Below are 20,434 nucleotides of genomic sequence, written 5' to 3' on the forward strand. Positions count from 1 at the left end.
CGCCCCCGGCAGCTTCTCCGGCAGCTCGTCCGACGCCCCGGCCGACGACCGGCTGCTCGGCCCCGGCGACGTCCGCGCCCTCGCCGCCGCCCTGCGCCTGCGGCCCACCAAGCAGCTCGGCCAGAACTTCGTCACCGACGCCAACACCATCCGCCGCATCGCCCGCGCCGCCGAGGTCGGCGAGCAAGACACGGTGCTGGAGGTCGGCCCCGGCCTCGGCTCGCTGACGCTGGCGCTGCTGCCGCGCGCCCGCCACCTGACCGCCGTCGAGATCGACGACACCCTCGCCGCCGCGCTGCCCGCCACCCTGGCGGCGCGCCTGCCGCACCTCACCGACCGTTTCACCCTGGTCCACGCCGACGCGCTGCGGCTGACCCCCGACGAGCTGCCGGGCCCGCCCCCCGACGCCCTCGTCGCGAACCTTCCCTACAACGTCGCCGTCCCGGTCCTCCTCCACCTCCTCGAAGGGCTCCCGTCCCTGAGGCGGGCCCTCGTGATGGTCCAGTCCGAGGTGGCCGACCGGCTCTCCGCCTCCCCCGGCACCAAGTCCTACGGCGTGCCCACCGTGAAGGCCGCCTGGTACGCCGAGGCGCGCCGTGCCGGCGCCGTGGGCCGCACCGTGTTCTGGCCCCAGCCCAACGTCGACTCCGCCCTCGTCTCCCTCACCCGCCGCGAGCCGCCCGCCACCACCGCCGGCCGCGCCGAGGTCTTCGCCGTGGTCGACGCCGCGTTCGCGCAGCGCCGCAAGACGCTGCGGGCTGCCCTCGCCGGCTGGGCGGGGTCGCCGGCCGCGGCCGAGGCGGCCTGCGCCGCCGCGGGCGTCTCGCCGCAGGCCAGGGGCGAGTCCCTGACCGTGCACGACTTCGCCCGGCTCGCCGAGGCGCGGCCCTCCCCACCGGCCGCCGCCCCGCGCCGTCGCCGTCCCGACCCCGACCCGTCCTGACCGACCCGTCCTGACCGACCCGTCCTGACCGACCCGGAGGACCCGCCGTTGCCCGCCGCGCCCGAGGCCCCCGCCGTCACCGTCCGCGTCCCCGCCAAGGTCAACGTGCAGCTCGCCGTCGGGCCGCCCGGCCCCGACGGCTTCCACGAGCTGGCCAACGTCTTCCTCGCCGTGGCCCTCCACGACGACGTCACCGCCGCCCCGGCCCCGCCGGGGACCGGCATCCGCCTCGCCTGTGAGGGCCCCGACGCCGATGCCGTCCCCCTCGACGACAGCAACCTCGCCGCCCGCGCCGCCGCGCTGCTCGCCGCCCACCACGGACTGCCCACCCCCGACGTCGACCTCCACATCGCCAAGGACATCCCCGTCGCGGGCGGCATGGCCGGCGGCAGCGCCGACGCCGCCGGCGCCCTGCTGGCCTGCGACGCGCTGTGGGGCACCGCCACGCCGGCCGAGGAGCTGCACGCGCTGGCCTCCCGCCTCGGCTCCGACGTCCCGTTCTGCCTGCTGGGCGGCGCCGCCCTCGGCCAGGGGCGCGGCGAGCGGCTCACCCCGCTGCCGGTCGCCGGGACGTTCCACTGGGTGTTCGCCGTCGCCGACGGCGGCCTGTCCACGCCCGCCGTCTACCGCGAGTGCGACCGCCTCCGCGCCGCCGCCGAGCCCGCCGGCCAGCCCGCCGCCGAGCCCGCCGCGGGCGCGGCCCACGAGCCGCGCCCCGACCCGGTCCTGCTCGCCGCGCTCCGCGACGGCGACGCCGCCGCCCTCGCCGCCCGCCTCCCGGCCGCCAACGACCTCCAGCCCGCCGCCCTCTCCCTGCGCCCCGCCCTCGCCGACACCCTCGCCGCCGGCCGCGCCGCGGGAGCCCTGGCCGGCCTGGTCTCGGGCTCCGGACCCACCTGCGCCTTCCTCGTGGCCGACGCCGACGCCGCCCGCGCCGTCGCGGCCCGGCTGGCGGACTCCGGCACCTGCCGCTCGGCCCGCGTGACGACGGCCCCCGCTCCCGGCCCCACTACGATCGGTACCCATGCCTGAAGCTTCCGGGAAGAACCTGGTCAGCCTGGAGACCGTCACCAAGGAGTACGGCACCCGCGCCGTCCTCGACCGGGTCTCGCTCGGCGTCGCCGAGGGGGACCGCATCGGTGTCGTCGGCCGCAACGGCGACGGCAAGACGACGCTCATCACCGTGCTGACCCGCCAGCTGGAACCCGACGCGGGCCGCGTCACCCACACCAGCGGCCTGCGCCTCGGCGTCCTCACCCAGGGCGACAGCCTCGACCCGGCCGCCACCATCCGCGAGGCCGTGCTCGGCGACCTCGCCGACCACGAGTGGGCCGGCGAGGCCCGCGTCAGGGACGTCCTCACGGGCCTCTTCGGCGGCCTCGACCTCCCGGGCTTCCCCGACGGGCTCGACACCGTCATCGCGCCCCTGTCCGGCGGCGAGCGCCGCCGCGTCGCGCTGGCCGCCCTGCTGATCGCCGAGCAGGACCTGATCGTCCTCGACGAGCCCACCAACCACCTCGACATCGAGGGCATCTCCTGGCTCGCCGAGCACCTGCGGGCCCGCCGCTCCGCCCTCGTCGTCGTCACACACGACCGCTGGTTCCTCGACCAGGTCTGCACCCGCATGTGGGACGTGCAGCGCGGCGTCGTCCACACCTACGACGGCGGGTACAGCGACTACGTCTTCGCCCGCGCCGAGCGCCAGCGCGTCGCCGCGGACACCGAGACGAAGCGGCAGAACCTCGTCCGCAAGGAGCTGGCCTGGCTGCGGCGCGGCGCCCCGGCCCGCACCAGCAAGCCCCGCTTCAGGATCGAGGCGGCGAACGCCCTGATCGCCGACGTGCCGGCGCCCCGCGACCGGGCCGAGCTGGTGCGCTTCGCCAGCGCCCGCCTGGGCAGGACCGTCATCGACCTGGAGGACGTCACCCTCCGCGCCGGCGACGCCCCGGGCGCCCGGGAACTGCTGACCCGCCTCACCTGGCAGCTCGGGCCCGGCGACCGCGTCGGCCTGGTCGGGGTCAACGGCTCGGGCAAGACGTCGCTGGTGCGGGCCATGGCCGACGCAGCGACCGACGACGCCCAGCCGCCGGCCGGACGCATCACGGTCGGCAGGACCGTGCGGCTGGCGCACCTCTCGCAGGACGTCACGGAACTCGACCCCACCTGGCGGGTGTTGCAGGCCGTCGAGCGGGTCCGCGCCCGCGTGGAGCTCGGCAGGGGCCGGGAGATGACGGCCTCGCAGCTCTGCGAGCGGCTCGGCTTCGGCCCCGAACGGCAGTGGACGCCCGTGGGCGACCTCTCGGGCGGCGAGCGCCGTCGCCTCCAGATCCTGCGCCTGCTGATGGACGAGCCGAACGTCCTGATCCTCGACGAGCCCACCAACGACCTCGACATCGAGACGCTCACGCAGCTGGAGGACCTGCTCGACGGCTGGCCGGGGTCGCTCGTGGTCATCAGCCACGACCGGTACTTCGTGGAGCGCGTCACCGACCGCGTGTACGCGCTGCTCGGCGACGGCTCGTTGCGGATGCTGCCGCGCGGCGTCGACGAGTACCTCGAACGCCGTGCCCAGCAGACCCGCGGCGCCTCCCCGCAGCCCTCCCAGCAGGCTCCGCAACGGCAGCAGGGCGGGCAGGGCCGGCAGGACGGCGGCGACGGGGGTGAGGGGTCCGCCGCCGCGCCGAGGTCGGCCGCGCAGCGGCGGGCCGCCCAGAAGGAGATCCAGCGCATCGAGCGGCAACTCGACCGGCTGGGCGAGCAGGAGAGCGCGCTCCACCAGGAGATGGCCGAGCACGCCACCGACTTCCAGCACGTCGCCGGCCTCGACGCCCGCCTGCGCGAACTCGCGAAGGAACGCGAACAGTTGGAGACGCGCTGGCTGGAGGTCGCGGAGGACGCGGCGGTCTGACGGCGGTCTGACGGCGGACTGACAGCGGCCTGACGCCGGTCTGACGGCGGTCTCGCTGCGGTTGCTATGCGGTCACGGCCGTCCGCCGGGCGGAACCACACCGGACACTGTCAGAGTCCGGTGGTAAAAAGAGCTTTGCTCACCAATCACGTGATCGCAGTGGTCGCTTCCGCGATCACGCCGGGCCAGGGGAAGCCATGTCACAGCCGCCACCACCGCCGAACCAACCTCCCGGTCAGCCAGCCGGCCAGCCGCAGCCGGGAGGATTCGGCCCGCCCTCGCCGCCGCCCGCCCCCGGCACGCCACCCTCGGCTCCGCCGCTGCCTCCGGCCGGTCAGCCCGGTCAGCCCGGGTACGGGTATCCGCAGACGCAGCCCGGCGGCCCGCCGCAGCCCCCGGCGGCGGGGCAGCCGCCGTACGGCTATCCCCAGCAGCCGCCGCCCCCCGGGGCCCCCGCGGCCCCGCCACCGCCCGGGCCGCCGCCCGGCGCCCCCGTGCCGCCGCCCGGCGCGTCCACGGCCGGCTTCGCCACCCCGACCGGGCCGGGCCCGTACGCGCCGGGAGCGGTCACGCCGCCGCCCGGCCAGCCGGGCTGGGGCCAGCCCCCGGGTCACCCCGGCATGCCCGGCATGCCGCCCCCCGGCGGCCCGCGGCGCGGGATGAACACGCGGCTCATGGTCATCGTCGCGGCCGTGACGGCCGTGGTCCTCGCCGCCGTCGGCGCCGTCGTCCTGATCTCCGGCGACGACGGCTCCCCCACGGCCGAGGGCGAGCGGGGCGAAGACGGGGAGAACGGGGGCGGTGAGCAGAACCCCGGCGGCGGTGGCGAGGGCGGAGGCGGCCTGCCCACCGAGGCGATCGACGCCGCGCTCGCCTGGTCCGTCCCGGGCATGGAGCCCACCGCCGAGGAGATCATCCTCGGGGCGCGCGGCTCCTGGATCAGCGGCGACACCGTCGTCCGCACGATGGACGACGCGATCACCGCGTTCAGCCTGGAGGGCGGCGAGGAGGTGTGGTCCGTCCCCCTCCAGCTGAGCGGGGGCGACTGCAACGCCTCTCCCACGGCCTCGGAGAACCGCATCGCGGTGCTCCAGGGCCGCGACTGTGAGGTGCTGACGGTCATCGACATCGCCGAGGGCACGGAGGTCACCACGATCAACCTCGACCTCGACGCCATCGGCGGGTACCTCACCGACACGACGTACCCGGCGATCCTCGGTGACACCGTGCTCGTCGGATGGGGCACCGGCGGCGCCGGGTACAGCATCAGCGAGGGCGCCCAGATCTTCGAGCAGTCCTCGGAGGAGGACTGCCCCGAGGTCGCGTACGTCGTGATCGACGAGATGTTCGTCTCGCACCGCCAGTGCGGGTTCCTCGGCGACGAGGGCGGCGCCATCCGCGCCACCAACGAGGCCGGCGACGTCCAGTGGGAGTGGGAGTACGGCCCGGAGTACGAGAACAAGGAGCTGGCCGTGAAGTCGGTCGTCTCCATCGAGCCGCTCGTCATCACCGCCTGGCTCGACGACGACCTCGAGCAGGAGTCCATCCTCGTCGTCGACGACAACCACCAGGAGATATCCCACGTCCTGGACTACGACATCGACCGCTTCAAGTCGCCCTGCCAGGTCAACACCTTCAACGACTGCCGGATGTCGGTGGTCCACGACGGCTTCCTGTACCTGGCCGGTGCCGACACGGGCATGCCGACGTCCGTGGTCGCCTTCGAGCTGAGCAGCGGCCAGCCGCTGTACGAGGTGGAGCCGATGACGGCGGACGGCGGCGCGCCGCCGAACGGCTCGGCCCTGGAGATCAGGCCGTTCACCGTCCTGGACGGGAAGGTCCTGGCGTACCAGCGCGACGCCTACGACCCGACGCAGCCCGGCATGGTGCTGGCGATCGATCCGGCGACGGAGGAGGCCACACCGCTGATGAACCTCGACCCCGGAGCCTCGGAGGAGGAGTCGTACGCGGGATCCCCGACCGACTACTTCGAGCTCGGCCTGCTGTGGCACGAGAACAGCCTGCTGATGCTGACCGAGGCCTTCTACGAGCCCGACCTGGAGCAGCGCGAAGCGATTCTCGCGTTCCGGTGAGGGCCCGGGGCGCGTGATGAGCGTGCGGGTCGTGGTCGTCGACGACAGGCGGCTGGTGGCCGAGGCCCTGGCCTCGGCGCTCCGGGTGCGCGGTCACCGGGTGCTGGGAGCGGCGGCACCCGTGGCCCGCGCGGCGGAGCTGGCGCTCGCCAAGCAGCCCGAGGTGCTGCTCCTCGGCTCGGCCGCGCCGGAGGAGGTCGGCGCGCTGGACCCGGTGCCCAGGATCCGGCGCGAGGCGCCGCGGGTGGCCGTCGTCGTGCTCGGTCCCGTGCCGTGCCCGCGGGGGGTGGCGGCGGCCTTCGCCGCGGGAGCCCGCGGGTACGTGCGGCACGACGAGCGGATCGAGGGGGTGGAGCGGGCGATGGCGAAGGCGCGGGCGGGGGAGGCGGCCGTGGCCCCGCAGCTGCTGCGCGACGCCTTCGCCGAGCTGCTCCACCCGCGCGACGCGCCGGACGCGGAGGGCGCGAGGCTCGCCGGCCTGCTCACCGAGCGGGAGGCCGACGTGCTGCGGCGCATCGTGGAGGGGGAGGACACCCGCAGCATCGCGGCGGGGCTCGGGGTGGCGGCGAGCACGGCCCGCACCCACGTGCAGCGGCTGCTGACCAAGCTCGGCGCGGCCTCCCGCCTGGAGGCCGCCGCGCTCGCGGTCCGCACCCGCCTCCTCGATCATCTCCCGTGACGCCCGTGTCCCCTTCCGTTCCCCTCCGTCTCCCTCCCTCTCTCCCCCCGTCTCTCCCGTCCCTCCCCGCCGTCCTCGGTCCCCGGCCCCCCGTGCGCCGGCCGTCGCGGGGCGCTGAGCTGTCACGTTGACGAACCCTGAACCCGCGTGGTTCATTATGTTTGATTGTGTTGGCTGGCGAGGGTGACAGGTGATGAAGAGGACCACGACCCGGCTGGCGGACGGCCGTGAGCTGATCTACTACGACTCCCACGACGACGCGGTCCGCGACGCCCTCGACCGCCGCCCCCTGCCGCCCGCCACCTCCGCCTCCGAGGTCCGGGTCAACCCCCTCCTCGGCGAGTCCGTCGGGTACGCCGCCCACCGCCAGACCCGCACCTACCACCCGCCGGCCGACCAGTGCCCGCTGTGCCCCTCCCAGGGCGAGCGGCTGAGCGAGATCCCCGCCGACAGCTACGAGGTCGCGGTGTTCGAGAACCGCTTCCCGTCCTTCTCCGGCGAGCTGGGCCGCTGCGAGGTGGTCTGCTTCACCCCCGACCACGAGGCGTCGTTCGCCGGCCTCACCGAGGACCAGGCCGCGCTCGTCCTCCACGCCTGGACCGACCGCACCGCCGAACTCGCGCTGCACCCCGGCGTCCGTCAGGTCTACTGCTTCGAGAACCGCGGCGCCGAGATCGGCGTCACCCTCGCCCACCCCCACGGCCAGATCTACGGCTACCCGTACGTCACGCCCGTCACCGAGCGGATGCTCCGCTCCCTGGCCGAGCACCGGCGGCGCACCGGCGGCGGCAACCTCTTCGACGCGACCCTGGCCGACGAGCGCGCCGACGGCCGCCGCGTCGTCATCGACGCCGACCACTGGTTCGCCTTCGTCCCCCACGCCGCCCGCTGGCCGTACGAGGTCCACCTCTACCCCAGACGCCGCGTCCCCGACCTGGTCGCGCTCGACGACGCCGAGCGCGCCGAGTTCCCCCGCGTCTACCTCGACCTGCTGCGCCGCTTCGACCGTCTCTTCGGCCCGGAAGCCCCGCCGACCCCGTATATTTCCGGCTGGCACCAGGCCCCCTTCGCCATGGAGGACCGGGAGGAGTTCGCGCTCCACCTGGAGCTGTTCACCATCCGACGCAGCCCGGGAAAGCTGAAGTACCTCGCCGGCTCCGAGTCGGGCATGGGTGCCTTTGTCAGTGACGTCCTGCCGGAGGCGGCGGCCGACCGGCTGCGAGAGGTGGCGAGCGAGCGGTGAGCACGACGGACGCGACGAGGAAGTACCTGGTGACGGGCGGTGCGGGGTACGTCGGCGGCACCGTCGCGGCCCACCTGCTGGCCGCCGGACACCGGGTGACCGTCCTCGACGACCTCTCCACCGGCTTCGCCGAGGGCGTGCCGCCGGGCGCGGACCTCGTCGAGGGCCGCATCCAGGACGCCGCCAAGTGGCTCGACCGCAGCTACGACGGCGTGCTGCACTTCGCGGCGAACTCCCAGGTCGGGGAGTCCGTCACCCACCCCGAGAAGTACTGGCGCAACAACGTCGGCGGCACCGTCGAGCTGCTGCGCGCCATGCGCGACGCCGAGGTGCGCACCCTCGTCTTCTCCTCCACGGCCGCCGTCTACGGCGAGCCGGCCACCACCCCGATCACCGAGGACGCCGCCACCGCCCCCACCAACCCGTACGGCGCCACGAAGCTCGCCGTCGACCACATGATCACCGGCGAGTGCGCCGCCCACGGCCTGGCCGCCGCCTCCCTGCGGTACTTCAACGTCGCGGGCGCCAGCGGCGTCCTCGGCCCCGGCGCGCCCCTGGGCGAGCGCCACGACCCCGAGAGCCACCTCATCCCCCTGGTCCTCCAGGTCGCGCTCGGCCGCCGCCCCGCCGTCTCCGTCTTCGGCACGGACTACCCGACCCCCGACGGCACCTGCGTGCGCGACTACATCCACGTGGACGACCTCGCCGAGGCCCACCTGCTGGCCCTCGCCCAGGCCACGCCCGGCGAGCACCTGATCTGCAACCTCGGCAACGGCAACGGCTTCTCCGTCCGCGAGGTCATCGAGACCGCCCGCGAGGTGACGGGACGCCCCATCCCCGAGACGCCCTCCCCCCGGCGCGCGGGCGACCCGGCCGTGCTCGTCGCCTCCGCCGAGCGCGCCCGCGAGCGGCTGGGCTGGCGGCCCAGCCGCACCGAGCTGGCCACGATCATCGCCGACGCCTGGGCGTTCGCCCAGGACACCGCGGCGGCAGCGAAGGACGCGAAGTGACGACGAACCAGGCGCCCCACGAGTCCACCGAGCCCCACAGCCCCACGGGCCCCGCCCACGCCGTGGCCCGCCACCGCGAGCTGTTCGGCACCCCTCCCGAGGGCGTCTGGTCGGCCCCGGGCCGCGCCAACCTCATCGGCGAGCACACCGACTACAACGACGGCTTCGTCATGCCGCTCGCCCTGCCGCACGCCACCACCGTCACCGGCTCCCGCCGCGCCGACGGCCTGCTGCGCGTGCACTCCCGCGACATCCCCGGGCCCACCGTCGAGTTCGTCGTCGACGAGCTCGCCCCGCGGAGCGCCGAGGGCTGGGCCGCCTACCCGGCCGGCGTCGCCTGGGCGCTGCGCGAGGCCGGCCACGCGATCGGCGGCGCCGACCTCTACCTGGAGTCCACCGTCCCCACCGGCGCCGGCCTGTCCTCCTCGGCCGCGCTGGAGGTCTCCACCGCGCTCGCCCTGAACGACCTGTACGAGCTCGGCCTGCCGCCCGAGGTCCTGGCCCGCCACGCCCAGCGCGCCGAGAACGACTTCGTGGGCATCCCCTGCGGCATCCTCGACCAGATGGCCTCGGCCTGCTGCACCGCCGAGCACGTCCTCCACCTCGACACCCGCGACCTCAGCCGCCGCCAGGTGCCGTTCGACATGGCGGCCGAGGGCCTGCGGCTGCTGGTGGTCGACACCCAGGTCAAGCACGCCCTCGCCGACGGCGCCTACGCCGAGCGCCGTGCCGAGTGCGAGGCCGGCGCGGCGGCCCTGGACGTCCCCGCGCTGCGCGACATCGCCCACGACCAGCTCGACGCGGCCCTCGCCCGCCTGGCGGACCCCGCCGTCCCGCCGGCCGTCCGCCGCCGCGTCCGCCACGTCGTCACCGAGAACCACCGCGTCGAGCGGATCGTCGCGCTGCTCGACGCCGGCCGCGCCCGCGAGATCGGCCCGGTCCTCACCGAGGGGCACGCCTCGCTCCGCGACGACTTCGAGGTCTCCTGCCCCGAGCTCGACCTCGCCGTCTCCGCCGCCACGGCGGCCGGCGCGCTCGGCGCCCGCATGACCGGCGGCGGCTTCGGCGGCTCGGCGATCGTGCTGGTCGAGGCGGACGCCACCGACACCACCACCAAGGCGGTGCTGGCGGCCTTCGCCGAGCGGGGCCACGTTCCGCCCCGCGTCTTCGAGGCCATCCCCTCCGCCGGCGCGCGCCGGCTCCCGCTCGCCGGGTGAGCGTCCCCGCGGCGCCCCGTACCCGGAGTGGTCACCGGAACACCACGTTTCCTTTGTGACTTTATCGATACAGCTCCTTTGACGTTATGCCTTCCCTCAACGGCCCCCGCCCGTAGGCTGAGAACAGCACCGGTGGGGGCTGGTGCCGCCTCAGGGGGCGAGATTGGTGGGTGCGACGCCCACGGCCCGGCGACGTGCCGTACGGCGGCGGCCGTGCGGAACGCGGGCACCGTGGCACGGGTGCGCCGCGCCCACCGAGCCCACCGGCCCGCCCCGCACGAGCTGTCCCGTGTCGTCGCTGGCCTGTCCGGATGCAGGAGGCCGCAGTGGATCGAGTCCGGGTGCTGGTAGCGGACGAGCACCGCATCTTCGCCGAGTCGCTGGCGACCGCGCTCAGCGCCGAGCAGGACGTGGAGGCCGTCGCCGTCGGGAGCGTCCCGGCCGCCCAGCACCTACTGGAGCGCATCCGCTCCACCCACGAGACGCCGTTCGACGTGCTGCTGATCGACGCGGACCTCGACGGCGCCGTCGCCCCGGCCAACGGCACCCCGCCGCTGCTGACCACCGCGCACGAGCGCTATCCCGCGATGCGCACCGTGATGCTCGCCGCCCACGACGACGCGGGCCGCGCCGCGCAGGCCCTGGCGGCCGGCGCCAGCGGCTGGGTCGCCAAGGACAGCTCGCTCGCCCGCCTGCTGACCGTCGTCCGGGGCGTGCTGCGCGAGGAGACCCACCTCTCGCCCACCCTCCTCACGGGCGTCCTGCGCGAGCTCGCCCGCGACCGCCGCCACCGGGACGAACACCAGCGGCTCGTCGAGTCGCTGACGCCGCGCGAGCTGGAGGTGCTGCGCTGCATGCTCGCCGGCCTGGGGCGCAAGGCCGTCGCGGAACGCCTCTACCTCTCCCCGCACACCGTCCGCACCCACATGCAGAACGTGCTGACCAAGCTCGGCGTCCACTCCACGCTCGCGGCCGTGGCCCTGGCCCGCCGCGCCGGGGTGTCGCCCGCCGAGTGACGCCGCCGGGGACCCGGGCCGCTCCCGACCCCGGGCGTGTGGCCCTGAGCTGCGGCGAAGCGGCCGGCGGCGGGGCCGGCGGTGTGCGGGAGGAACGTCACGGGGTGTACCCAGCACCACCTCGTGCGGGTGTCTGACCGGCTGGGGCGGGAGAGCGCCGGTTTCTAGCGTCCTTGGTATGACCACGACGCATACCCCGACCCCCACTCCCCGCCCCCGGGGCGTGGCCGCCCGCCTCGGCGGCTGGAGTACCCGACACCGGAAGACCGCGATCCTCGGATGGCTTCTGTTCGTCGTGCTCGTCGCCACGGTCGGCGGCGCGTCCGGCTTCACCGAGATGACCGACGCCGAGAGCGGCAGCGGCGACTCCCGCCGCGCCGGCGAGATCCTCGAGGACGCCGGCATCACGTCTCCCGCGGGCGAGCTGGTGATGCTCCGCAGCACGGAGCCCGACGGCTGGCGCCAGGCCGCCACCGAGCTCGCCGACGCCCTGGCCGCGACGGGCGAGGTGACCAACCTCGCCGAGCCCGTCAGGTCCGACACCGGCCGCGAGGCGCTGGTCGCCTTCGACATGGTGGGCGAGTCCGACACCGCCATGGACCGCGTCGAGCCCGTCATGGACGCCGTCACCTCGGTCGAGGAGGCACACCGCGACGCGGGTCTGGAAGCCTTCCAGTTCGGCGACGCCAGCGGCGACAAGGCCGTCGGCGACCTGCTCAGCGAGGACTTCAGGACGGCGGAGATGACGGCCGTGCCGCTCGCCCTCGGCATCCTGCTCGTCGTCTTCGGCGCCCTCGTCGCCGCGCTGCTGCCCGTCTTCCTCGCGCTGACGGCCTGCGTGGGCACCTTCGGCCTGCTGGCCCTCGCCAGCCACCAGGTCCCGATGTTCGAGACCACCAACTCCGTGATGTTCCTCGTCGGCCTCGCCGTCGGCGTCGACTACTGCCTGTTCTACCTGCGCCGTGAGCGGGACGAGCGGGCCGCCGGCCACGACGCGGAGACCGCGCTGCGCATCGCCGCCGAGACCAGCGGCCGGGCCGTCCTCGTCTCCGGCCTCACGGTCATGCTCGCCATGTCCGGCATGTTCCTGTCGGGGCTGCTGCTCTTCCACGGCTTCGCGATCGCCACCATCCTCGTGGTGCTGATGGCCATGCTCGGCTCGGTCACCGTGCTGCCCGCGACGCTCTCCTGGCTCGGCGACCGGGTCGAGGCCGGCCGCCTGCCGCTGCCGGGCCGCCGTCGTCGGGGCGCCGCGCGCCGCGGTCGCGGCGGCGTCAGCGGTCGCCTGGTCCGTCCGGTCCTCGCCGCCCCCGCCCTCTTCACGGTCCTGGCCGGCGCGGTCCTGCTGGTCCTCGCCGCCCCCGCGCTGACCATGAAGACCGAGGAGCTGGGCCTGGAGAAGCAGTTCGGCTCCGAGTCCGACCTCACCATCGCCTACACCGAGATCACCGGGACCTTCCCCGGCGGCCCCGACCCGGCCGAGGTCGTCGTCGTCGCGGACGGCGGCGACGTGACGGCCCCGGCCTTCCGCTCCGCCGTCGCCGACTTCGAGGAGGCGGCGGGCGCGAGCGGCGTCACCTACCACGAGTCCGCCGGCGTCGCCCGCGTCGAGGTGCCCCTTCCCGACGGCGACGAACAGGCCCGGGACGCCCTGGACACGCTGCGCGAGGAGCTCGTCCCGCACCACCTCGAACCCGTCGCGGCCGACGGCCAGGCGTACGTCGGCGGGGCGCTCGCCCAGTCCGTCGACTTCACCGACCAGCTCTCCCGCGACATCCTGCCGGTCTTCCTCTACATCGCCGGCATCACCTTCGTGCTGATGCTGCTGGCCTTCCGCTCCCTCCCGCTCGCCGTCGTCTCGATCGTCCTCAACCTGCTCTCGGTCGGCGCCGCCTACGGCGTGATGACGGCCGTCTTCCAGCACGGCTGGGGCGCGGAGACGCTCGGCATGGAGCCGGCCGGCGCGATCGAGGCGTGGATGCCGCTGTTCGTGCTGGTGATCCTCTTCGGGCTGTCGATGGACTACCACGTCTTCGTGGTCTCCCGCATCCGCGAGGCCCGCCTGGCCGGCCTGTCCGCGAAGGAGGCCATCGCGGACGGCATCCGCACCACGGCGGGCCCGGTGACCGGCGCCGCCGCGATCATGGTGGCGGTCTTCTCGGTCTTCGCGCTGCTCCAGATGCAGGACATGCAGCAGATGGGCGTCGGCCTGGCCGTGGCCGTGCTGGTGGACGCCACCCTGGTCCGCATGGTGCTGCTGCCCTCGGTGCTGGCCCTGCTGGGCGACCGCACGTGGTCGCGGCGTGGCGGCACCACGGCGGGTGGCCGCCGGCGGCCGGAGGACTCCGCCCCGGTGCCCGGCCCCGCGCCCGCCCTCACAACGGACCCGCGCCCCGCGCCCGCACCCACCCACCGCTGACCCGCCACGCCGGCCGAGCCGGCACCGACGCGAGGGGCCCCGCCGCCGTCCACCGGCGCGGGGCCCCTCGCTTCGACCGTCCCCGGCCGGTGGGCCGCGACGGGGTCGGCACGGCGGTCCGGCCGGCGGCCCGGACGGCGGCACGGACGGCCGGTCCGGACGGCGGTCCGCCTCACGCGAGCAGGTGGGCGTTGACCTCCCGCACGAGGCCGGCGAGCTCGGGAACCTCCCGCACCGTCACGCCGGCCGCGCGCAGCCGTTCCGCGCCGTCGCAGTCGACGAACAGCGCGGGCTCCCGCCACGCGAAGACGACGGTCGGCACGCCCGCGTCGAGGATCAGCCGCGTGCAGCTGGCCGGGCGTGAGGCGCGGGTGCTGCACGGCTCCAGCGAGCTGTAGAGCGTGGCGCGCCGCAGGCGGGGGTCGTCGGGGGCGAGCTTGGCCAGGGCCGCCTCCTCGGCGTGGTCGTGGGGGTGGCCCTCGCGGGAGTACCCGGTGGCCAGCACCCCGCCGTCGTCGCCGACGACCACGGCCCCGACGGAGAACGCGGTGGCGGAGGGCGGGCAGGCCCTCGACAGCTCGACGGCCTCCTCAAGCCAGCGGCGGTCGGCGGCGGCCCGGGCAGCGGCGTCAGTCACGGTCACGGTGTCCAGTCTGCGGCCGGTAGCGCAGCAGCACGCAGTCGCCCATCGTCCTGGTCTCCACCAGCCGCATCGGCCGCGCCGGGCCCTGCGGGAACGCGGCGGGCCGCACGAAGCGCGGCGCGTCGGCCTGGCCGACGAGGAACGGGGCGAGGACCAGGTGGATCTCGTCGACCAGCCCCGCCGCCAGGAACTGCGTGTGGACGCCGCCGCCGCCCTCCACCATCAGCCGCCGCACCCCGCGCCCCACCAGGTCGGCGAGCACGCGCCCGAGGTCCAGCGGATCGCCGGCCGCCACGACCTCGGCGACGCCGCCGAGCCGCGCGGCGGCCGTCGCCACCCGGCTCGTCGGGCAGTACACGAGCCGGGCGACCGGCCCTCCGGTGGTGAAGAAACGCGCGCCCGGATCGAGCCGCCCGCTCGACGACAGGGTGACCTTGGCCGGGTTGGCCGGCCGCCCCGCGGCCACCCGCTCCGCCCGCCGGCCCTCGTCGCGGACCAGCAGCCGCGGATCGTCCCGCCGCACCGTGGTGGCCCCGACGAGGATCGCGTCACAGGTGGCGCGGACGGCGTCCACCCGGTCGAGGTCCTCCTCGTTGGACAGGACGAGCCGCTCGGGACCGGCGTCGTCGATGTGCCCGTCGAGGGAGGCGGCGCAGGACAGCAGGACGTACGGGCGTGCGACGGGGGGCGCGGCGGCCGGCTGCTCGGTGGTCATGGGTCCGTATCCTCCCTGTTCACGGCTTCCGGCCGCGGCGCTGACGGGCCCGTTGGATGTTCGAGGTTAAACAAGTCCCCGGGAACGAAAGCTACTCTGTGGCCATTCGCAGGTCCCGCGAGACACCTGCGAGGACCGCCGAGTGTGGCCACAGAGAGGGAACGAACCGCGCGTGAGCACGGATACACCAGACTCCGCCCACCAGGTGCCTCTCGGGGCGCCCGCCGGTCGACCCGGAGCGGGAAACGGCCGGTTACGACTGGTGGTGGGGATGACGGGCGCCACGGGGGCGATCCTGGGTATCCGGCTGCTGGAGGCCCTGCGGGTGCGCGGCGTCGAGACGCACCTCGTGCTCAGCGCGTGGGCCGAGCGCACGATCAGGATGGAGACGGAGTACTCCCAGGCCGACGTGCGTGCCCTCGCCGACGTCACCTACCGTGACAGCAACCAGGCCGCGCCCATCTCCAGCGGCTCGTTCCCCGTGGACGGCATGGTGATCATCCCGTGCAGCATGAACACTCTGGCGGCCATCGCCCACGGCCTGGCGGACCGGTTGATCGTGCGGGCGGCCGACGTGACGATGAAGGAACGCAGGCCGCTGGTGCTGGTGCCGCGGGAGACACCGCTCAGCACCATCCACCTGCGCAACATGCTCACCCTCAGCGAGATGGGCGTCTCGATGGTGCCCCCCATGCCCGCCTTCTACAACGACCCGAGGACCGTCGACGACATCGTCGGGCACATCGCGGCACGGGTGATGGACCAGTTCAGCATAGAGAACGACCTGACGACGCGTTGGGGAACCAGCCGCCTGCTGCCCGTCGCGCACCGTGGGGAACACGAGGCAGGTGAGAAGGAGTGACTCAGGAGCCGCTGGCCACGACGATGGCGTACGCCGACTCCGAACGCGAGGCCGTGTACCGGGTGATGCGGGAGCGCCGCGACGTCCGGCACGGGTACCGTCCCGACCCGATCCCGGACGAGGTGCTCACCCGGGTGCTGTCCGCCGGCCACCTGGCCGGCAGCGTGGGCCTCGTCCAGCCGTGGGACTTCGTGCTGCTGCGCTCCACCGAGCTGCGGCGCCGGATCCTCGACCACGTGCTGCACTGGCGGCGTGAGTACGCCGAGTCGCTGCCGGCGGCGCGCGCGAGGAAGTTCATGACGATCAAGATCGAGGCGATCCTCGACGCGCCGGTGAACCTCGTCGTCACCGCCGACACCTCGCGCGGCGGCCGGCACGTGCTGGGCGCGCGGACGCAGCCCTACGCGGCGGCGCAGTCGGCGACGCTCGCCGTCCAGAACATCTGGCTGGCGGCGCGCGCCGAGGGGATCGGCGTCAACATGATGGGCTTCTTCGAGGAACGCCACCTGGCCCGGCTGCTCGGGCTGCCCGACCACCTCAGCATCGTGGCGTACCTGTGCATGGGGTACGTCGAGCGCTTCCCGCCCGCCGCCGAGCTGGAGCTGGCCAACTGGGGCGTGCGGCGCCCCCTGTCGTGGGTCGTCCACCACGAGACCTACGGCCGGCGGGGGCTGCCGGGGGAGCGGGTCGGGACGCTGTTGGAGGAGATCGTCGGGGCGGTGGCCGAGCGCACGGCGGCGGCCGAGGAGGCGGGGGAGCGGGGCGCCGCGCCGACGCTGCCCGAGGCGGTCGCGGGCGGGCTCGGCGCGCACGAGAGGGAGCTGACGGAACGCCTGACGCGGCTCGCCGGCTCCTTTCCACCGCCGCCCGCGGCGCCGGCCGCGGTGGCGGTCTTCGCCGCAGACGTCACCGACTTCGGTGACCGGGCGGGGGAGCCCGGCGATCGCACCGGACCGGGCGACGACGAAACGGCCCGCCACGCGGGCGGCGCCGCCGTCGCCCGGCGTGTCACGGAGATCGCGACCGGGCGTGACCCGTTGGCCCGGCAGTCCCTCGCCGCCGGGGCCGAACTCGCCGTGGTGGACCTCGGCACGGCGACCGGCGTGACGGGCCCGTTGCCCGTCGGCGTCACGCCCCGACGGGTGCCGTCCGCGACGACGGACGGGGTGCCGAGCGGGTCGCTGACGGGGGACGACGCCCTCGCGGCGGTCGAGGCGGGCATCGAGACCGCCCGTGAGCTGGTCATCGGAGGCGCCCGCTGTCTGACGGTCACGGGCATCGCTGGAACGGGGGACAGGAAGGCGGCCGTCGCGCTCGTCGATCTCCTGCTGGGAACGGACGGCGCCGAGCTGTCGCGCGCCCTGGCCGCGGTCGCCGAGACCGCCGCGCTGGAGGAGGCGGCCGCCGCGGGCTTCGTGTTGGCCGCCGCGGCCCACCGGGTTCCCGTCGTGCTGGCGGGTCCCTTCGGCAACGCCGCCGCGCTGTTGGCCCAGCGGCTCGCGCCCACCGCGGTGGATGCCTGCGTGTTCCTGGCGACGCCTGACACGCCGGCGCCGCGCGGGCTCACGGCGCCGCCGTTGCGCGGTGACGCGACGCCGCAGGCAGGCGGCGACGCCGGCCACTCCGTCGCGGCGCTGGCCCGGGTCGAGCGGCTCAGCCTCGCGTCCCACGGCGCGGTGTGAGGAGGCAGAGGCAGGGGGCGTCAGCGCTTGCGCCCGACGCCCCCCAGACAGTCGACCGCCGCCAGTGGCTCCGCCGTCGAGGACAGCGGGTCGGGCTCGGGCCGCCAGTGGGTGACGGTGACGACGCCGGGATCGAGGAGCTCCAGTGACGAGAAGAAGCCCGTTATGACTTCCGGGCTGCGCAGCACCAGCGGCGAGGATCCGAGTTCGTTCCACAGTTGAGCGATCTTGTCGGAGACCTCGCCGTGGACGATGTTCGTCGCGCTGTGCAGCGCCAGGTAGCTGCCGGAGGGCAGGGCGTCGAGCAGGCGGCCGATGATGGCGTTCGCCTCGTCGTCGTCGAGGATGAACTCCATCACACCCATCAGGACCAGGCCCACGGGCTGGTCGAAGTCGATGACGCGGGCGGCCTCGCGCAGGATCGTCTCCGGATCGCGCAGGTCGGCGTCGATGTAGTCGGTGACGCCCTCGGGGGTGCCGGTCAGCAGGGCGCGGGCGTAGGACAGGACCAGGGGGTCGTTGTCCACGTAGACCACGCGGGCGTCCGGCGCCACGCGCTGCGCGATCTCGTGCGTGTTCTCGGCGGTGGGCAGCCCCGTGCCGATGTCGAGGAACTGCCGGATGCCGGCCTCCCGCGCCATGAAGCGGACGGAGCGGGCCAGGAAGTCCCGCGACGTGCGGGCCAGGGTGGCGACCTCGGGGAGTACGTCGAGGATGAGGTCGCCGACCTCGCGGTCGACGGCGTAGTTGTCCCGGCCGCCGAGCCAGTAGTTCCAGATACGGGCGACATGGGAGACCGTGCTGTCGATCTCACGCGCCCTGCCGTGCAGTGTCACCACGGGAGCTGACCTCTCACTCCTCGCTCATTTCCAGTCTGTTCCGGTCGGCGGGCGACCGAAGAGGGTCCGATCAAAGCACAGTTTGCGGCGGACATCACCGCACGTGACACGACGAGGAAGCGCGGTGATTGGGTCGGGCTTGTCTCGTTCTGTGGCGCCGAAGATGAGAACTCCTTCATCCTCTCTTCATGATGTCCCACGCCGTCGCGCCGCAGGCTTGTTCGTATGACCTTTTCGCACCGCATGGCTACCCTCGCGGCCGTCGTCCTGATACCCGTGGGCATCGCCACAACGAGCTACCTCCTCAGCGACGAACCGGCGGAGCCCGAGGTGCCCGCCGGGGTGGAGATCGGTGACCAGGAGGACGGTTCCGAGACGGGGTCGTCCACCACCGCACCCACGGGCGAGGCCGGCCCCGATCCCGAGCAGTCCGCCCAGCCCGACGATTCCAGCCAGTCCGACGAACCCGGCACCCCAGATGACACCACCTCACCGGACCAGCCGCACGACGAGGTCGTCCCACCTCCCTCCGCCACCGAGGGATCCATCGATGACGACGACGGAGACGGCACCGACGACGACGCCGGCGACGACGACGGCCGGGGCGACGGGGACGACTGACCCCCACGCCGAGGACGCGGCCGAGGCCGGGGGCGCGGGCGGATTCCGCATCTCGGCCCGCTTCCGCATCCTGCTGTGGCTGGTGGCCGTCATGGCCGTCGCCCTCGCCGCCGTCGTCCTCACCACGCGGTCCATCCTCCTCCGTGACGTCAACGAGCGCACCGCCCAGCTGCTCGCCCAGGAGACCTCGGAGTTCGCCAACTTCGTGGAGCGGGGCCGCGACCCCGACACCGGCGAGCGGTTCGCCGACCCCGACCGCCTCCTCCGGCTCCACCTGGAGCGCCAGTACCCCGACCCCGAGGAGGAGCTGCTGGGCTTCGTGCGCACCACGCCGCGGACCACCGTCCTGCGCCAGCGGCGCGACATCCCCTCGCCCCTCCCGCTCCACGAGGACAACGCCTCCCTCCGACAGATCACCGACGACCCGGCCTCCTCCGGCGTCCTGCGCCGCGCGTCCGGCGAGGTCCGCTGGGCCAAGGTTCCCATCACCGCGCAGGGGTCGTATCCCGAGGCGATGTTCATCGTCGCCTTCCACACCGACGGGGAACGCTCCCAGGTCGCGAACGTGGTCGGCGTGCTCGTCGTCATCTCCGGCATCGCCCTGCTCATGACCTGCGCCGTCGGCTGGGTCATGGCCGGCGGCATCCTCGCCCCCGTCCGCCTGGTCCGCCTCACCGCCGCCCAGCTCACGGAGCAGGACCTGACCCGTCGCATACCGGTCCGCGGCCGGGATGACATCTCGGCGCTGGCCCAGACCTTCAACGCCATGCTCGACCGCCTCGAACACGCCTTCACCGCGCAGCGTCGCTTCGTCGACGACGCCGGCCACGAGCTGCGCACCCCCATCACCATCGTCCGCGGCCACCTGGAGCTGATGAGCACGGGCGCAAGCGCCGAGAGCGAGGCCGAGCGACGCGAGACCGTCCGCCTGGTCACCGACGAGCTCGACCGCATGAGCCGCATCGTGGAGGACCTGCTCCTGCTGGCCAAGGCCGAACGGCCCGACTTCGTGCAGCCCGCGCCCACCCCGCTCGCCGAGCTCACGGCCGACGTCTACGTGAAGGCGCGGGCGCTCGGGGACCGCGACTGGGAGCTCGCGGAGGTCGCCGAGTGCGAGGCGGCGCTGGACGCGCACCGCGTCACGCAGGCCATGGTGCAGCTGGCGCAGAACGCGGTGGAGCACACCGCGCCGGGGCAGACCGTCAGGATCGGCTCGCGCCACTTCGGGGGCGGGGGCGGCGTGGACGGCGACGGACCGCCCGTGACCGTCGAGCTCTACGTGGCCGACACCGGGCCGGGCGTCGCGCCCGAGGACGCGCCCGTCATCTTCGAACGCTTCCGCCGTGGCGGCACGGCGGGGCGCGTCACGCGGGGGGCCGGCCTCGGCCTGTCGATCGTGAAGGCCATAGCCGAGGGCCACCACGGCCGCGTCGAGCTGCGCCCCACGCCGGGGGGCGGCGCCACCTTCGTCCTCGTCGTCCCGGGGGTGCCGCCGCCCGCGCCGCCCGCGCCGAGACACCGTTGACCCCGAGCCGCCGGCGGCC

At 74.6% G+C, this 20,434-nt stretch carries 17 protein-coding genes; 14 read left to right on the forward strand and 3 right to left on the reverse strand.

Annotation, left to right across the window (positions count from 1 at the left end; translation table 11 throughout):
• Positions 1-52: 52 nt before the first annotated feature.
• From rsmA to ACTWP5_RS14945, 10 genes are all read left to right on the forward strand, one after another.
• Positions 53-943, forward strand: a complete 891-nt coding sequence (gene rsmA / locus ACTWP5_RS14900; protein ID WP_443221459.1) for a 16S rRNA (adenine(1518)-N(6)/adenine(1519)-N(6))-dimethyltransferase RsmA — start codon at positions 53-55, stop codon at positions 941-943.
• A gap of 48 nt (positions 944-991) precedes the next feature.
• Positions 992-1,975 (forward strand): 4-(cytidine 5'-diphospho)-2-C-methyl-D-erythritol kinase, encoded by a 984-nt coding sequence (locus ACTWP5_RS14905; protein WP_443221410.1) that lies wholly within the window; start codon positions 992-994, stop codon positions 1,973-1,975.
• A complete protein-coding gene (locus tag ACTWP5_RS14910) occupies positions 1,968-3,851 on the forward strand; it encodes an ABC-F family ATP-binding cassette domain-containing protein (protein WP_443221411.1) in 1,884 nt (627 codons plus the stop codon). The genes ACTWP5_RS14905 and ACTWP5_RS14910 overlap by 8 nt, the downstream gene beginning before the upstream one ends.
• A 197-nt stretch (positions 3,852-4,048) precedes the next feature.
• On the forward strand, positions 4,049-5,944 hold the full coding sequence (locus ACTWP5_RS14915) for an outer membrane protein assembly factor BamB family protein (RefSeq protein WP_443221412.1): 1,896 nt from the start codon (positions 4,049-4,051) through the stop codon (positions 5,942-5,944).
• Positions 5,945-5,960: 16 nt separating this feature from the next.
• Positions 5,961-6,623, forward strand: a complete 663-nt coding sequence (locus tag ACTWP5_RS14920) for a LuxR C-terminal-related transcriptional regulator (RefSeq protein WP_443221413.1) — start codon at positions 5,961-5,963, stop codon at positions 6,621-6,623.
• Positions 6,624-6,816: 193 nt separating this feature from the next.
• Positions 6,817-7,866, forward strand: coding sequence for a galactose-1-phosphate uridylyltransferase (galT, locus tag ACTWP5_RS14925; protein ID WP_443221414.1), 1,050 nt, complete (start codon positions 6,817-6,819; stop codon positions 7,864-7,866).
• Entirely contained in the window at positions 7,863-8,876 is a 1,014-nt protein-coding gene (gene galE, locus ACTWP5_RS14930) for a UDP-glucose 4-epimerase GalE (RefSeq protein WP_443221415.1), read from the forward strand. The genes galT and galE overlap by 4 nt, the downstream gene beginning before the upstream one ends.
• Positions 8,873-10,093, forward strand: a complete 1,221-nt coding sequence (gene galK / locus ACTWP5_RS14935; RefSeq protein ID WP_443221416.1) for a galactokinase — start codon at positions 8,873-8,875, stop codon at positions 10,091-10,093. Before galE ends, galK begins: the two co-directional genes overlap by 4 nt.
• A 326-nt stretch (positions 10,094-10,419) precedes the next feature.
• Positions 10,420-11,109, forward strand: a complete 690-nt coding sequence (locus tag ACTWP5_RS14940; RefSeq protein ID WP_443221417.1) for a LuxR C-terminal-related transcriptional regulator — start codon at positions 10,420-10,422, stop codon at positions 11,107-11,109.
• Positions 11,110-11,287: 178 nt separating this feature from the next.
• The gene (locus tag ACTWP5_RS14945; protein WP_443221418.1) at positions 11,288-13,528 is read left to right on the forward strand and encodes an MMPL family transporter; all 2,241 of its coding nucleotides are present in this window, start codon (positions 11,288-11,290) and stop codon (positions 13,526-13,528) included.
• A 172-nt stretch (positions 13,529-13,700) separates the two neighbouring features.
• On the opposite strand, the gene ACTWP5_RS14950 is transcribed toward ACTWP5_RS14945, so the two are convergent.
• Both ACTWP5_RS14950 and ACTWP5_RS14955 read right to left on the reverse strand, forming a co-directional pair.
• Entirely contained in the window at positions 13,701-14,171 is a 471-nt protein-coding gene (locus ACTWP5_RS14950; RefSeq protein ID WP_443221419.1) for a deaminase, read from the reverse strand.
• On the reverse strand, positions 14,158-14,886 hold the full coding sequence (locus ACTWP5_RS14955) for a RibD family protein (RefSeq protein WP_443221420.1): 729 nt from the start codon (positions 14,884-14,886) through the stop codon (positions 14,158-14,160). Before ACTWP5_RS14955 ends, ACTWP5_RS14950 begins: the two co-directional genes overlap by 14 nt.
• 205 nt (positions 14,887-15,091) lie before the next feature.
• Here ACTWP5_RS14955 and ACTWP5_RS14960 point away from each other — a divergent pair, with 205 nt between their 5' ends.
• Positions 15,092-15,748, forward strand: a complete 657-nt coding sequence (locus ACTWP5_RS14960) for a UbiX family flavin prenyltransferase (RefSeq protein ID WP_443221460.1) — start codon at positions 15,092-15,094, stop codon at positions 15,746-15,748.
• The gene (gene bluB, locus ACTWP5_RS14965) at positions 15,745-17,430 is read left to right on the forward strand and encodes a 5,6-dimethylbenzimidazole synthase (protein ID WP_443221421.1); all 1,686 of its coding nucleotides are present in this window, start codon (positions 15,745-15,747) and stop codon (positions 17,428-17,430) included. The genes ACTWP5_RS14960 and bluB overlap by 4 nt, the downstream gene beginning before the upstream one ends.
• A 20-nt stretch (positions 17,431-17,450) precedes the next feature.
• On the opposite strand, the gene ACTWP5_RS14970 is transcribed toward bluB, so the two are convergent.
• Positions 17,451-18,269, reverse strand: a complete 819-nt coding sequence (locus tag ACTWP5_RS14970; protein WP_443221422.1) for an SAM-dependent methyltransferase — start codon at positions 18,267-18,269, stop codon at positions 17,451-17,453.
• A gap of 243 nt (positions 18,270-18,512) precedes the next feature.
• Here ACTWP5_RS14970 and ACTWP5_RS14975 point away from each other — a divergent pair, with 243 nt between their 5' ends.
• Entirely contained in the window at positions 18,513-18,890 is a 378-nt protein-coding gene (locus ACTWP5_RS14975; protein ID WP_443221423.1) for a small secreted hydrophilic protein, read from the forward strand.
• Positions 18,820-20,415 carry a sensor histidine kinase gene (locus ACTWP5_RS14980; RefSeq protein ID WP_443221424.1) on the forward strand — a complete coding sequence of 532 codons (1,596 nt, stop codon included), beginning with the start codon at positions 18,820-18,822 and terminating at the stop codon, positions 20,413-20,415. Before ACTWP5_RS14975 ends, ACTWP5_RS14980 begins: the two co-directional genes overlap by 71 nt.
• Positions 20,416-20,434 lie beyond the last annotated feature (19 nt).

The sequence above is a fragment of the Streptomyces sp. 4N509B genome (assembly GCF_052245655.1).
GTDB lineage: Bacteria > Actinomycetota > Actinomycetes > Streptomycetales > Streptomycetaceae > Streptomyces.

What these genes read in the sequence shown, in the direction of transcription:
- ACTWP5_RS14915 (WP_443221412.1), top strand. Translation starts at nt 4,049, where the DNA reads ATGTCACAGCCGCCACCACCGCCGAACCAACCTCCCGGTCAGCCAGCC.
- ACTWP5_RS14910 (WP_443221411.1), top strand. Translation starts at nt 1,968, where the DNA reads ATGCCTGAAGCTTCCGGGAAGAACCTGGTCAGCCTGGAGACCGTCACC.
- galT (WP_443221414.1), top strand. Translation starts at nt 6,817, where the DNA reads ATGAAGAGGACCACGACCCGGCTGGCGGACGGCCGTGAGCTGATCTAC.
- ACTWP5_RS14945 (WP_443221418.1), top strand. Translation starts at nt 11,288, where the DNA reads ATGACCACGACGCATACCCCGACCCCCACTCCCCGCCCCCGGGGCGTG.
- ACTWP5_RS14975 (WP_443221423.1), top strand. Translation starts at nt 18,513, where the DNA reads ATGGCTACCCTCGCGGCCGTCGTCCTGATACCCGTGGGCATCGCCACA.
- ACTWP5_RS14955 (WP_443221420.1), bottom strand. Translation starts at nt 14,886, where the DNA reads ATGACCACCGAGCAGCCGGCCGCCGCGCCCCCCGTCGCACGCCCGTAC.
- ACTWP5_RS14920 (WP_443221413.1), top strand. Translation starts at nt 5,961, where the DNA reads ATGAGCGTGCGGGTCGTGGTCGTCGACGACAGGCGGCTGGTGGCCGAG.
- ACTWP5_RS14980 (WP_443221424.1), top strand. Translation starts at nt 18,820, where the DNA reads ATGACGACGACGGAGACGGCACCGACGACGACGCCGGCGACGACGACG.